Origin of the sequence: Lysobacter antibioticus (assembly GCF_001442535.1) — a bacterium.
GTDB lineage: Bacteria > Pseudomonadota > Gammaproteobacteria > Xanthomonadales > Xanthomonadaceae > Lysobacter > Lysobacter antibioticus.
In genome coordinates this window covers 2,762,436-2,776,018 of the sequence record NZ_CP013141.1, presented here as the reverse complement: position 1 = coordinate 2,776,018, position 13,583 = coordinate 2,762,436, and the positions used below count along the sequence as shown (strand labels likewise).

The 13,583-nt window shown below is 61.2% G+C and carries 13 protein-coding genes; 8 read left to right on the top strand and 5 right to left on the bottom strand.

Features of this window, described 5'->3' with window-relative positions; translation table 11 throughout:
• Position 1: 1 nt before the first annotated feature.
• Both GLA29479_RS11205 and GLA29479_RS23680 read right to left on the bottom strand, forming a co-directional pair.
• A complete protein-coding gene (locus tag GLA29479_RS11205; RefSeq protein ID WP_057971620.1) occupies positions 2–943 on the bottom strand; it encodes an HNH endonuclease in 942 nt (313 codons plus the stop codon).
• Positions 944–987: 44 nt separating this feature from the next.
• Positions 988–1,485 (bottom strand): helix-turn-helix domain-containing protein, encoded by a 498-nt coding sequence (locus GLA29479_RS23680; protein ID WP_169795644.1) that lies wholly within the window; start codon positions 1,483–1,485, stop codon positions 988–990.
• On the opposite strand from GLA29479_RS23680, the gene GLA29479_RS25245 reads away from it, so the two are divergent.
• From GLA29479_RS25245 to GLA29479_RS11180, 5 genes are all read left to right on the top strand, one after another.
• Positions 1,484–1,738 (top strand): hypothetical protein, encoded by a 255-nt coding sequence (locus GLA29479_RS25245; protein ID WP_057971618.1) that lies wholly within the window; start codon positions 1,484–1,486, stop codon positions 1,736–1,738. The two genes, GLA29479_RS23680 and GLA29479_RS25245, sit on opposite strands and share 2 nt — an antisense overlap.
• A gap of 33 nt (positions 1,739–1,771) precedes the next feature.
• Positions 1,772–2,233, top strand: a complete 462-nt coding sequence (locus tag GLA29479_RS24495) for a hypothetical protein (RefSeq protein WP_144436464.1) — start codon at positions 1,772–1,774, stop codon at positions 2,231–2,233.
• A gap of 439 nt (positions 2,234–2,672) precedes the next feature.
• Entirely contained in the window at positions 2,673–3,200 is a 528-nt protein-coding gene (locus tag GLA29479_RS11190) for a hypothetical protein (protein ID WP_057971617.1), read from the top strand.
• Positions 3,201–3,774: 574 nt separating this feature from the next.
• The gene (locus GLA29479_RS11185; RefSeq protein WP_057919286.1) at positions 3,775–4,302 is read left to right on the top strand and encodes a hypothetical protein; all 528 of its coding nucleotides are present in this window, start codon (positions 3,775–3,777) and stop codon (positions 4,300–4,302) included.
• Between the two features lie 11 nt (positions 4,303–4,313).
• Complete coding sequence (locus tag GLA29479_RS11180; protein ID WP_144436463.1) at positions 4,314–6,104, top strand: XVIPCD domain-containing protein; 1,791 nt, start codon at positions 4,314–4,316, stop codon at positions 6,102–6,104.
• 100 nt (positions 6,105–6,204) lie between these two features.
• On the opposite strand, the gene GLA29479_RS11175 is transcribed toward GLA29479_RS11180, so the two are convergent.
• Positions 6,205–7,101 (bottom strand): nuclease-related domain-containing protein, encoded by an 897-nt coding sequence (locus GLA29479_RS11175; protein ID WP_082638543.1) that lies wholly within the window; start codon positions 7,099–7,101, stop codon positions 6,205–6,207.
• Positions 7,102–7,591: 490 nt separating this feature from the next.
• Here GLA29479_RS11175 and GLA29479_RS11170 point away from each other — a divergent pair, with 490 nt between their 5' ends.
• The 3 genes from GLA29479_RS11170 (at position 7,592) to GLA29479_RS25580 (ending at position 10,747) form a co-directional block, all read left to right on the top strand.
• Positions 7,592–8,251, top strand: a complete 660-nt coding sequence (locus tag GLA29479_RS11170; RefSeq protein ID WP_144436462.1) for a hypothetical protein — start codon at positions 7,592–7,594, stop codon at positions 8,249–8,251.
• A 148-nt stretch (positions 8,252–8,399) separates the two neighbouring features.
• Positions 8,400–8,933: a hypothetical protein gene (locus tag GLA29479_RS11165; RefSeq protein ID WP_057971612.1), complete on the top strand. Its 534-nt coding sequence runs from the start codon at positions 8,400–8,402 to the stop codon at positions 8,931–8,933.
• Between the two features lie 2 nt (positions 8,934–8,935).
• A complete protein-coding gene (locus GLA29479_RS25580) occupies positions 8,936–10,747 on the top strand; it encodes an XVIPCD domain-containing protein (protein ID WP_057971611.1) in 1,812 nt (603 codons plus the stop codon).
• Between the two features lie 123 nt (positions 10,748–10,870).
• On the opposite strand, the gene GLA29479_RS11155 is transcribed toward GLA29479_RS25580, so the two are convergent.
• Entirely contained in the window at positions 10,871–11,443 is a 573-nt protein-coding gene (locus GLA29479_RS11155) for a hypothetical protein (RefSeq protein WP_057971610.1), read from the bottom strand.
• 206 nt (positions 11,444–11,649) lie between these two features.
• On the bottom strand, positions 11,650–13,374 hold the full coding sequence (locus GLA29479_RS11150) for a M91 family zinc metallopeptidase (protein WP_057971609.1): 1,725 nt from the start codon (positions 13,372–13,374) through the stop codon (positions 11,650–11,652).
• Between the last annotated feature and the right edge of the window lie 209 nt (positions 13,375–13,583).

Here is a 13,583-nt window from a genome sequence, read left to right as displayed (position 1 = left end):
TTCAGGGCATTGAGCCGACTAGGTCACCCATGAGGTCATCGATGGGATCGAGGCTCCCCTTGTAGCGCCGCTCAAACACTTGCGTGCGGTGGTAATCCAGGTAAGCCCCCTGCTTCTCGCTAAACAAGCCGCAGTTCCGCCCCTGGCGCAGGTTCAAACCAAACCGCTTTATCACGTCGGCCGGCAGGTCGCTGGTAACGATGAGGCTGCCCTTGCCTTCGAAAGTGATCCAGCCGCGGTCAAACAGCAGGTCGGCTTGCGGTGTCAGCAGCACGCCGTTGTGGGCGTCGGTGCGTTCGTCGCCACTCGTGCAGGCGGCCCACGGCTTGATGTGGCTGGCGCGAAGGAAGCGCAGATCTTGAATGCCGGTGAGCCGGCACTGCTTCTCGATGCCGAGCAGACGCCTGCGGAACAGCGTCTGCTTGTTGCGAACTTCAACCAGCTGCGAAGAAACCGTACTGTCGAGCGTCTGATATGGGGCCTGGGGCTCCGCGATCTTATTACCGGCAAAGAAGGCGCCGTCTTCAACCGGGACGAGGCGAAAGACGATCGCGGTACGCAAAGAGCCGCCGGTGTCCGGTGTGTTGGGCCTCAGATAGGAGGACTGACTGACGAACTCGCCGAGGTAACGATACGGCTTGCCCCGTCCCATCATCTGAAACAACAGCAGTCGCTTGCCGTCGGCTACATGGTTCTCAATGGCCCAGTTGCCGCTGGTGTATTGCATGTCGCCGCTTTGGCCTTCGCCAAAGTAGTGGAAGACGCGTTCGTCATCCCAGAAGTCGTCATAACCGTGCGACTTACCGGCCTCGCCGGTGAAGGCAATGATGAAGGGCTGGTCCTTCGGCGTGGAGATGCCGCCTTGCCGTTGGCCCCCTAGCAAGCCATGAATTTCGTTGCCGCGGTGATACAGCGCACCAACTTCAAAAGGGAGGTCGATCACTGGGGCTTCGCCATGGTTGCGTCCGATGCGGGGCGGAGAGGTGTTTAGTCTTCCAACAGGCCAAGCAACATCTTCTGCTTCTTGGCCGGCAGTCGACGGTAGCGGGCTAGCAATGCCTGCTCGTCCTGACTGTCCGCCGCCCGGGGGGAAGGCTCACTGGCTTTGCGGGCCTTATCGGTCTTCGCCGAGCCGGACTTCTTCCCCGTGATCAGCCAATCCAGCGTCACGTTGTCCTGGGCGAACACCTGCAGGAACAGCTCAAGGTGTCCCAGATTCGGCTCGGCCCGCCCGGTCTCCCACTTAGAGACAGTCGCGCCCGTGACTTCGAGTTCGAAGCCCAGCTTCTCCTGAGACCAGCCGCGCGCTTCGCGCAGGCCTCGCAACCTGGAACCGAAAGTATCCATGGCCGGAGTCTGACTAAATCGGCAAGGACTTTCCTTTCCAAAACGGTTGACTTTGGTGCTGCCATATTGGAAAGTTGCGATGTGTCCGATCTGGACATATCCGGCCTTAGTCGCCGGCTCACTGAGGACTGGACGCATGGATGCTGCCCTGAATACCCGTCTCGCAAATGCCCGATTCGTCCGGTACTTAAAGCCGGGCGACGAGCCCGAGCTAGCAATCTTGCAACGCATCGCGGACGAGCTGCGAGTGCCGATCGCCTACCTGTTTGCAGACTCGGACTTGCTCGCGCAAATGGTGCTCGCCTTTGGGCTGCTATCAGAAGGGCAGCAGCGCAGGACCCTGGCGCAGATCAAGCAGCACATATTTCCTCCTTCTAAGTCGCGCGGCTAAGATGCAGGCACCATTGAGATAAGGACATCTAAGATGACGTCTAAGAGTGCAGCAATCGTAGGTTTCATTGCGAACCTGATGCCGCTGTATGAGCCTGAGCAGGTTGGAGATACCTGGTGTGCTCGTTCTCTGACGGATGGAACGCTAGTCCTTCCGGTCGATGAAGCAGCTGCCGGTGTCGACCCTGATGAAGAGCAGGGCTGGGTTCGAGTCCGCTGGCAGGGTGATCCGAATCGAGAGATTGAGACGTTTGGCACCAACTTAGCAACGTTGGCTGTCATTCGGTACATAGAGCTAAACAGCTTGGGCCAACCTGCAAAGAAGGTCGCCGTAGAGCTAGAACACCTTGAACAGCATTTCATATTCAAAACAGGCTGTTCGCTATATCTCCATGCCGAAATTGAAGCACCCTCAGCTCTTATGGTGGCAGTGAGAAAGGCGGCAGGCCGCATGGGTGAGAGGGCGCTAGCTGATCTTATTCTGAACGCCATCTAGGAGCGGATTAGTAATCCGGAAGACGGCCGAACTAGCTTCAAATTGCACAGCGGTATCGATACTGAAGAATAGCGCAACCCAGAGTTTCGACTTGGAATAGTCTGGGGCGAAGGTCTGATCAATAACGGATCTCTAATGATGGCGTGCAAGTGTGCTTAGTTCTCGATTCTTTGTAGACAGATCCGGCTATCGGTGCGGTTTATCGAAATACGCATTGTTTCCGGGGCAAGGGCTGACGTAACCTCGGCCTTGATTCCGAGATCATAGGCATTAGGCAGGCATGGACGGGCCGCAAACCATACGCATGAAGCGATCATTGCCGCCGCGATGGCTTGCGCTATGCGCATTGCCCGCCGCCTGCCTCGCATTAGCGGCCTGCGTGCAAGCACCGTCGAAGGCGAAGACCGCTCACCGGTCTTCGGAATCTGCCGCTAGGACCTTGTCCGATACTTTCAAGCCGAGTCTTGCCAGCGACTACCCGGAGATCACATCGGAGGAAATGGGACGGCGCTTTCTGAAGCTGGTCGACGGGCTTAAGACGGTGGACGCGCTGGCGCCGGGGTACGTGGCTGCCCAGACCGGCCTGCCTTTGAAGTACGTATCGGCCGGCAAGGTCCACTCGTTCACCCTTCACGAGCCCAAGTCGGGCTGGTACTACGGGCTGAACTATTATCAAAGCCCCGCAGCGGGTTGGAAAACCGCTAGCGTGGAGTTCAACAACCCGGCCAACCCGGGTGCGGATATGGCCCCGGTCTGTGGCTTGGATTTTGATGGCTATGCGGCGGTGCTCAAGGGCATGGGCTTCGTGATGACGCCAACCTACGACATGCACGGCAACGTGGTGGAGTACCACTTCTACCGCGGTGAGCTTGACGTGTCAGTCGGCTATCGCGAACAGGCACGCTCGACGCAGGCCGAGGAGACGCATTACTGCGTGGAGTCGATCTCGGTCCGCGGAGCGAAGTGACATGTCCCAGGCGAATGCTCAGCTGCAGGCAGCCATCCACCGCTTCGCGGTCCAGCCAGGCGTAACTGCGGACCTTGCCCAACAAAACCATGCAGCGCGAGGCGGTAACCCACTTCAAGGACCGACCGGCGAAGGCGAGCAGGATGCAGTTCTGTCGCATGAGTGCCGAAAACTCTACCGGAAGGGCATGCGCAGCTTCCGCACTACGCCGCCCAGACTTCAGAGAGTGTCTATGTGTCCTGAAGGCGAACGGCTCTTGGTTCTCTGTTCGTTGCTGGCGGGTTCGCTTATGCTCGCTTCGTCTGCAAAGCGAGCGGTGCATGGAATGCGCAAATTTCAGTTACGTCCGTTTCAATTATCGGCCCGTTTGGCCGCACGATTCAGGGCGCTTCGCGCAATTGCGCCGGCACCCGAGCCTCAGCAGATCCAGGCGGATCTCGGCCCGGCACGCGCGAGCTCCGCAATCCACCGTGCGTCACGCTCCTTGTTAGCGGCGACGCTCCTGGTATTGGGCAGCGCGTGTGCGCACGAGCCAACGGCCAGGCCCTCCACCCCACACAAGGAGCCACACGACATGACGTCAAAGGAGCCGTTTCGACCGAGTTCGTCCGCCGAATATCCCGAGCTGACCCCGTCGGAGGTCGGCAATCGGGTGCTTCGACTGTTGGATGGTTTGAAGACCACCGATGGTTTGACCGTGGATGAAGTAGCAGCCAAGACCGGGCTCCCACTGAAGTACGAGCCCCGGGGTAATGCTCATGGACTGATCATCAAATTACCGGATTCGCCCTGGTTCTACAGCGTCGTCTATCGTGGCGACAAGCTACCCAAAGCGGTCGAACTGAACTATGCGTACGACGGCGATGCCCCGCCGGCCGGAGAGCCGCTGTGCGGGTTGGAGTTGGATGTGGTGGCTAAAAAACTAAAAGATGATGGCTTCATGATGCGGGTCGATGAAGACGGGATAGGTCAGCCGCTCGCTTACATCTTTCGCCGCGACCGCGTCGATGTGATGGCGGTGCTCGCTTCGGATGCCCCTGGGGAGCAGTCCGCTGTGCCGCGTCTGTGCATCGGCCAATTGATGATCACTTCGGCGGACTGAGCATGGCAGGGATGAATCGGCAGCTGGATGCTGCAATCGACGCGTTCGCTGCGCAGCCTGGGATAACGATGGCTCAAGCTGAACAGTTGCGTCGATCTTTGCAGGCGGATGAGACGCTGCTAAGAGGTCTGAACGACGCAGCCAAGCAAGGAACCCTGCGCTCCTTCGCTCTTGAATCTGTTCAGGACGATCTTGTCGGCAGAACGGATATCGTCAGCGGGACCATGCGGCTGCCGCCTGATGCCCTCTCATCGGCGGAGCACGGTACGGCTGCCTCATTGCACACGGCGCTGAAGCTTCAGGAAATGTCCCTGCGTTTCGGCAACAGCGAGTACGTGGACAGTCAAGGCCGAGCTGCGCGCGTATCCCAGGAGATGGTCAGTAACTTGCAGCAGACACTGGGGGCGTCGCCGCTGTTGCTCCAGCGCACCGCAGAGGCCATCAATGCCAGGCCAGAGCCGCACCTGAAAAGCTTCACGGTTCTGGCTGGGGATCAAGGCATGGGCGCGGCCTACGATGGCGACGCCAAGGCCATGCTGATTCCAGCGCATCGGCTTCAAGCCATATCCGCAACGAATCCTCGCGGGTACGAGCAGGTCTCGATGGTCTACGCCTTCGGCCACGAAATCCAGCACGGCTTCAATCACGAACGTAAGCAAGGGGCGTGGAGCGAGTTCAAGGCGGAAGTGCGTCAGATCGCTAGGGACGGCGAGCCGGTCAACGACTATACGCAGCCTGTCGCGAAGATCATTCGGGCCTCGCGCGTGGATGAGGCGGAGGGCGAGATCGCCGGTTGGAATGCCGTGTTGAGCATGAAGCAGAAGGACAACCCGTCGTTCGACCTGGACGGTATGAAGAAACTAACAGGTACGCGACCCTATCTGTTTGTCACGGTTAATTCGTCGAGCCTGAACCCGCTTGGGCGATCCGGGCTGAGGTTCAATGATGATGGGTCGGTCACGCCTTCCGCCGAGAACATCGAGGCGATGGGAAAGAACTACTTCGACCGTGCGTCCAAAAAAGGACTGGCCGAGTCCGCCGACCGGGTAGGGTTGGGGCCGCATAAGGAATCCAACTACCCCAACTACTACGGGCGGAACGCGATCGAAGAACTCATTACCCTCGATAGAAGAGCTGCGAGAACGGTCGGTGGGGTCGAACCGCGGATGCAGCTGAACATGGCGGCACTGGGCTTGGAAGAAGATCTCATAGAGCGGCTGGGGCTGCGGGTCGATCCCCGGCCGCAAGAACGTCAGCCGTATTACGACAGCAGCGAATCGCCGCCCGTTCTTCGCCATTTCGACCATACGCGCAACGGCGCTAATTTGAACCAGCACATCCCACTCGAACCGGTATCCGACGTCTTGGCTGATGCTGCCAAGCCTGGCGATCCGACGCAGCCCTCGCACCCAGACCACCGGCTGTACGGACAGATTCGAGATCTCGTGCTGGCCCAAGATCAGCAACACGGCCGCCAGTGGGATCAGGACAGCGAACGGCTGAGCGCGAGTCTGTTGGCTCTGTCGAAGGAGGCCGGGCTGACCCGCGTCGACCATGTGGTGTTCAGTCAGAAGACCGACCGCGTTGCCGCGGGCGAAAACGTCTTCGTCGTGCAAGGCCGGCTGGACGATCCGGCCCATGTCCGCGCGCACATGAAGACCGAAGAGGCCACGCGAACGCCAGAAAATGCGTCATTCGCAAAAGTAGACGCGTTAAACGAGCGGATGGCTACGCAGCCCGCCGTGCCCGTGCAAACCCAAGGGCAGGAGGAGCTCGCACGAGGCCCATCTATTGGGCGGTAATGCCCGGTTGCAACGTTCCCGGCTACGTCCCAACGATCCGCAAATGCAGCAGTGTGGGCGGCGGCGATTGATCGGGTCGGTTCTTGCAGGCCTGCGAAGCTCAGGCCTCGACCGGATAGCGCATGACCAGTGCTTGAGTGATAAGGCTGGCCTGAGCCGGGCTGAGTGGTGCCGCGCCAGGGCGCGCATCCGCCATGAAATGGGCGCCCCGGCCCGAAGGGTTGAACACCCGGACGCCGTCTTCCGGCAGGCGAGGGCTATCGATCCACCAGCCCGGAAGCGCGACGGCCGCTTTCACCGGCACCGTAATATTCATCTGGCGCAGGTGGGCGGCTAACCAGCCGGCTTGCTGCCGTGCCTGCGTAATGGCTTTCGCGTTGACGTGGTCCGGAAAGCGCAGCCGCTCGCCGTCGTAGGCGACCTTGAAGTGATCTTTGCTGCCGGTCTTGGGCGGTTTGCGCACCGACTTCGTTTCGACCACGAAAACGGCATGGCGGCCGATGACGACGTGGTCCAGGTTGAAGGACTCGCAGGGCACGTCGTGCAAAACCGTCAAGCCCAGCCCGACCAACCGATTCAGCTCCTGCGCGACGAACATCTCGGCCTTCAAGCCGTCCATTCCGCGGCGCCGTGCGTTGCCGCTGACGATGATGCGCCGCAGGGAGAACGCTGCCATCACCAGGAAAGCGACCAGAAACAGGGTTTCGCTCAGGCCAAATTTAGCCTTGCTCCAGTCGACCCGCGGCAGCGCCCATGCGGCGAGAAAGTAAGGGCCTAGAAAGAACAGGGCGATCAAGCCGCCCAGCATCGAGTCGGTATGGTCTTCGATGCGCTTGCGCAACTGCTCGCCCGCTCCGTGGATGCGCCGGTCCGCGAGTGGGGATCGGCGGCCCTGGCGGTCGCGCCAGAGTTTGTAACCCCACAGCGCGCCGACCGCGAGCAGCGTCGGGATAAAGATGGACGCGGCCACCACAAGAATGAGAAGGATCGAATCCATCAGATGTCCCTATCTGTGTCGGGTTTACCCGCGCAGGCTCTTACATGAAACGGCCGATGACAAGGGCAGGGCGCTCAGATTGAGCAGGTGAGAAACCTAGCAGCCCCCGATGCCTGGTACTCCGTTTTGACCGCCTTATCCTTCGACACTATTCCGGCTTGAGGCCGGTGCTGGCCTAAATACTCGGGCACTTCGGCGTCGCTGGCCGGCGGAGAGAATGCAGCGATGGTTGAGCGAATAGGCCCGTCTACGAGCCAAGCCGCAACCTGGAGTTGCGATAACAATGCACCGGGGAGGGCTGGACAGCGGATGACGCTGCGCCCATTGCAGCCTCACAAGTGTGCCTAGCTCACGATTGCTTGTAGACAAAACGCGTGAACAATGCGGTTCATCGAAATACGCATTGTTTCCGCGGTTGGAGCTGGCGTACTCTCGGCCTGATCCCGAAGTTACAGGCAAAGGCGACATGGACGGGCCGCGAAACTTACGCATGAAGCGACTACCGCCGTCACGGTGGCTTGCGCGATGCGTATCGCTTATCTCCTGCCTTGCATTGGCCGCTTTCGTCCATGCGTCGCCAGCTCCCGTGTCGGAAGGCCCGGCAGAAGCCGGGCCTTCCGACACGGCGCCGACCGATACCTATCGCATCAGCGCACTCTCCGAGCATCCGGACCTGACCCCTGAGGAAGTCGGTCGCCGAATGCTGCGGCTGATTGACGGGCTGGGCTCCATGGATGAGCTGACGACCGAACAGGTGATCCTGAGAACCGGGCTTCCTCTGAAATATGCGCCCAAGGGGAAGGTCTACGCGTTTACGATTCAGATGCCCGACTCGCCTTGGTATTACGGCGTGACCTATCGCGACGAACGCGAAACCAAGATGGTCGAACTGGAGTATTCGTACTCCGGGGACAGCATGCCAAAGGGGGCGCCCTTATGCGCTATGACGGTCGACGATTTGGCAAAGCAATTCAAGAGAGATGGCTTTTCCCTATGGATCGACGTGGACGAATTGGGGCAGGCTTTGGCCTACTACTTCAAGCGTCCGTCGCTTAGGGTTCGGGTGGTGCCGGGCGCGAGCGTTACTAATAACGAGACTGGAACCTATCGCTTATGCGTGTCGCAGTTGATGATTACCAAAGCGGATTGAGGCCGAGCGGAAGCATATGAAGATCCTAATCAATTCCTCAGTGGTATCGCTCCTGCTACTGAGTACCGGCAGCGCCCTGTTAGCTGCTTGCGCCCATGCCCCGTCAGTTAGCGCGATAGAGAATTCATCTGCCAAGGAGGCTTCCGACATGACCTCAACCGAGTCCTATAAACCGCAGCTTGCCAGCGACTACCCCGAAATCACACCCGAGGAAATGGGGCGGCGCTTCCTGAAGTTGGTCGATGGGCTCAAGACGATCGACGACCTGACTCTCGAACGTATCATCGAGCAGACCAAACTGCCAATGAAGTACGCCCCGTTGGGCAAGGTGTACTCCTTCACCATCCACGAGCCGAAGTCTGGCTGGTACTACGGAGTGGATTTCTATCAGGACCCAGGCTCCGGTAGAAAGACGGCGCGCTTGGTATTCGGTAACCCAGCTGATAAGCAGGCCGACATGGGGCCGGTTTGCGACATGAATTTTGCTGCGTACGCTTCCGCTCTGCAGGGAATGGGTTTCACAATGGCGGACATCCGGGATGAGCTCGGGCGGGTCGAAGACTATCGCTTCTATCGTCCTAAGATCAGCGTGATGGTGGCTCATCGATATCAGGCGCGTTCACCGGAGGAGAAGTTAACGCTCTTCTGCGTGGAGTCGATATCGATTCATGCGGCGAACTGATCATGGCGAATCCCAATGATCAACTGGAAACCGCGATCAGCAAACTAACAGCGCAGCCTGGCGTAACCTCAGATCAGGTGATGCAATTAAGAGCCGCGATTGTGGCCGATGCTCAGCTACTGTCCCGCCTGAATCAAGATGCGCAGGCGGGGCATTTGCGAGGTTTCGCCTTGCAAGGGGCGGGTGGCCCGGCCAATCTGATCGGGACGTACGACTTGCAGTCCGGCGTGGTGACCTTGCCATTGTCGAGCCTTGGGTCAACTGGCGTAGACCCGACGGCCGATATTGCTGGTACGTTGAGGCTACAGGACATGTCGCTCAGATTCGGGCACAGCGTCTATAAGGATTCGTCGGGCAATCAGCAAGTTGTCACCCAGGAAATGGTCGACAACCTTCAGGGCAGCATTAATAGCTCGCCTGTTCTGGCTAAACAGGTCCAGAGTGCGGTGACTGCAGGGCCCAAGCCGCATCTAGAGCATATTGCCATTTCGCCCGCGGAAGCGGGGTTAGGCGGGAGTTACGACGGAGTCAGCAAGACCTTGAGCTTGCCAGCAGTTGTTCTGCAGGCGGGAACGAGCACGAATACACAGGGGCGGTTCGACAGCGACAATTTGGCTTTCACGATTGCTCATGAAGTGCAACATGGGTTTAATCACGCAGGTAGGATGGCGGCGCTAGCTGCATTCGATAGGGACGTCACGCTGATCGCGCAGGATAGCAATCCGATCAATGACTACACAGTTCCTATCGAGAGCCGTATCCAAGCGGCCCGAGAAGATGAAGCCAAGGCTCAGATTGCAGCTTGGAATGCTCTAGTCAGTAAGCATCAGAAAACGGGTTCGGCAAACCTGGAGAGTATCTACGGATTGCAAACAACGCGAGTGAACGACTTTTTAGAGTACGACGTCGCGGCAAAGCAGGTTGTCCCAAAGGCTGGCTTATCGCTCAACAACGATCTCACCTTGTCGGAAACTCCAGGTAATGTCGTTGCTGCTGGGAAGCACTACTTCGATAAGTTTCCAAAAGGGCAAGCAGGTGTTCCCGTCGAACAGACGTCGACATTAGGGCCGCATCGGGAAGCAGATAACATCAACTACAGCGGTAGGGGCGCGATTTCAAGAGCGATCACGATCGATCGAGCCTATGCGCACCCAGTCGATGGCGTTGCTCCTCAGATGCATATAAACATGAAGCAACTGCGCCTAGAGGAGCGTTTGATCGAGCGCTTAGGTCTAGGCATCACTCCGAATCCGGGCCAGCCGCAGGCTTACTACGACACTAGCCAGAATCCGCCGGCCCTGCATCATTTTGAGCATACAAAAACCGGTCCGAATCTGAATCAGCATGTGCCTCTGGAGCTGCCCGTTGCTGAGGCTTTGACTGCGCCCAGCTCGCTTACTCCTGCGCAATCGGGCCACCCCGACCACACGCTGTACTCGCAAATAGTCGCGCAAGTAAAGGAACAGGATCGTGCGAACGGGCGCAGCTGGGATCAGGTCAGCGAGCGCTTGAGCGCAAGCCTGTTGTCGCTGGCAAAGGAAAACGGCGTCGCCCGCGTGGACCACGTGGTCTTCAGTCAGAAGACCGATCGCGTGGCAGCCGGGGAGAATGTATTCATCGTGCAAGGGCAGTTGAACGATCCTGCTCACGTGCGCGCGCATATGAAGACCGAGGCGGCGGTGCAGACGCCGGAGGCCGTGTCGTTCCAGAAGGTCGAAGCGCTGAGCGAGCGGTCGGCGCAGCAGGCGCTCAACACACAGCAGAATTATCAGGCGCAAGAGGAAGTGCAGAAGACTTCAGGCATGAGTCGATAAGGCGCGTCTCGATGGCGTTGCATCGGTTTGCTGCCGAGACCTTGTCCGTAACGACTATCCGACATCTCAAAAAACCGGGCCGCTTTCGCGGCCCGATTCCTATCTATCGCTGACGGCGACCGATCACTCGACAAACCGCGCCGTCCCCACGTCGTACCACGGGGTGCACAGCAGCTGGCGGCCGGCGCTGGTGTCGCCGGTGGCGGTCCAGATCGGGCCGTGGTCGGTCTTGACCGGGTTGCGGTACTGCTTTTCGTCGAACGCGGCCACGGCGACGCACCAGCGCAGGCGCTTGGGGGCGTCGGTGCCGGTGAAGCGGTGGACGAACTGGTCGGAGAGTTCGCCGCCGGGCTTCAGTTCGACGGCAAGCGGGGCGGAGCCCAGCGGGTCGGCCGACGCGGTGGCCGCGGCGGCGCCGGGGGCGTGCAGCAGCACGGTGCCGCCGTCTTGTTGTTCGACGCGCGGGGCGCCGACCGGGCCGGGGTTGAAGACGGCGCCGGCGCGCTCGCCGTAGACGCCGCGGTCGAACACGGCCAGGGCGCGGTCGGCGCTGCCGTTGCGCAGGCGGTAGCGCACCAGCACGGTGTTGGCGTCGGCGCTGTAGTGGAACTCGGCGTGCAGGCTCACTTCCTGGCCGTCCTGCACGCGCAGGCGGGTGTCGGCAGCGGCGGTGGTGGTGTCGGGTTGGGCGTTCATTCGGGATTCTTCTGCAGGATGCGGTAGGCCATGCGCGCAGGCGGCGGCAAGCGAGGCGGCGAACACGGCGGTGGCCTTGAGCGCGTGTCGCGGGCGGGCGGCGGTCGTGTGGTTCGCTGTCATCGGGCGGGTCTCGGCATGGGTCGTTGATTCACAGGTAGGTGTGGGCGCGCCGCGCAGGCCCGTGGGCTGCGCGCGGCGGTCGCTCATCGGCGCATGCCGCCGGCGCTTTGCGTCGGTTCGGCTTGTTGTTGCTGCTGCGCCTGGGCCTGGGTCTGCGCCTCGGCTTGTTCCTGGCGGTCGACGGCGTGGATGGCTTCGTGGCGCATGGCCTGGCCGGGCGCTTGCTCGGCGAGGGCGCGGGTGGCTTCGCGCGTCGCAGTGCGGTCGCCGGATTCCATCGCCTGCAACAGCGCGTCCAGGTGGGCGTGGCTGTGGTTGTGCCCGCCGTTGGGGCCGGCGCCGGTCGCGCTGGGGTTGCCCGGGGCGGAGAACGCGCTCTTGGCGTCGACGCTGTAGTCCGGACGGCGCGTCAGACCCATCTCGTCGCGCATGCCGTTCTCGGTCAGGTTGCGCGGGTTGGTCTTGGTGTCCGGTGTGGCCGCGTTGTGATCGAAGTCGAAGGCGACGCCGCTGTTGTCCAGGCCGACGGCCTGGCGCTCGAAGTTGCGTACGGCGCCCGAGTCCGGGCCGGTGCCGCTGTACACGCCCTGCTGCAGGGTGCCGCCGGTGATGTTGTAGGCGTGCGACATCTCGTGGTGTAGCACCACCGTCGGCGTCTCGAAGAAGTCGCTGTGGAACGAGGGGTTGTAGCTGATCACCGAATCCATGCCGGCGCCGCGCGTGGTGACGCCGGTGGTGGGGTCGGTCTGGAGGAAGGCGTCGTTGGTCAGCGAGGGGCCGGCGTAGCCGTTCATCTCGTTGCTCAGCTCGGTGATGCTGACGCTGTGGCCGGTGCCGATGGCGGGGCTGGCGTTGCGGTCCAGCTCGCTGAGCATTTCGCGGCCGTTGTTGGACGAGCGCAGCATGTCCAGGTCGGCTTCGACACGCTGGCGGAACGCATCCGATGAGCCGGCGGCGACAGTGACCGTGGCGCCGACGTTGGTGGTCATGTCCACTTCGATCTGATTGTTGCGCGCGCCGCGGGCGGCGGTGATGGTGTCTTCGCTGCTCTGGCCGTAGACGGTGTCGCGGCCGGAACGGTTGTCGACGGTGTCGGCGCCTGCGCCGGTGTAGACGCGGTCGTTGCCCTGGCCGCCGCGCAGGATGTCGTTGTCCTGTCCGCCGGACAGGATGTCGTTGCCCTGGCCGCCTTCGAGAGTGTCGTTGCCGCGCCCGCCCTCGAGGTAGTCGCGGCCCTGGCCGCCGCGCAGGATGTCGTTGCCGTCGCCGCCGTAGACCACGTCGTTGCCGCCGCCGGCGTCGATGGTGTCGTTGCCGGTGTTGCCGAACACGTCGTCGCGGCCCAGGCCGGTGCTGATGGTGTCGTCGCCGGCGCCGCCGTCGACGCGGTCGCGTCCGCGGCCGGTGGTGATGGTGTCGTTGCCGTTGCCGCCCTGCACGTCCATGTTGACGCGCACGTTGGGGCCGGCATGAATGATGTCGTTGCCGTCGCCGCCGCGCACGCCGAGCTGCTGCTGGGGGGCGAGGGTGATCTGGTACGGCTGGCCGTTGATCTGCACGTCGAGCACGCCGTTGGCGCGCTGGCTGACCTGGACGTTGTCGTCGCCGGCGCCGCCGTTGATGACGAGCAGGTCGCTGAATTGATCGCCGCCGGTCACTTGCTCGCGGCTGATGACGATGTCGCCCTGGCGGAACAGTTCCTGCGAGACGATGCCCTTGCCGTCGGCGGTGCTGCGCGACAGATCGGGCGGCGGACTGCCGGGCGGGACGGTGCCACCGTTGATGACGGTGGGAGTAGGACCTGCCATAGATATTCTCCTTGGCGTTGAAAGGCTGACGGGTTGAAGGGGGCTCGGCGCAGCCGTGTTCCTGCCGAACGTCCTGGATTTGCCGCACGGGGCGGCGTTCTGTGCCGACTATAGGCGGACTGCGGGAGCGAAGGAAATCGGGCGGTCCGATCGACGCGTCCTGCGGCCCCGGCTGGGTCGGCGAGGGTGCGCCCCGGGGCCGGGTCGAG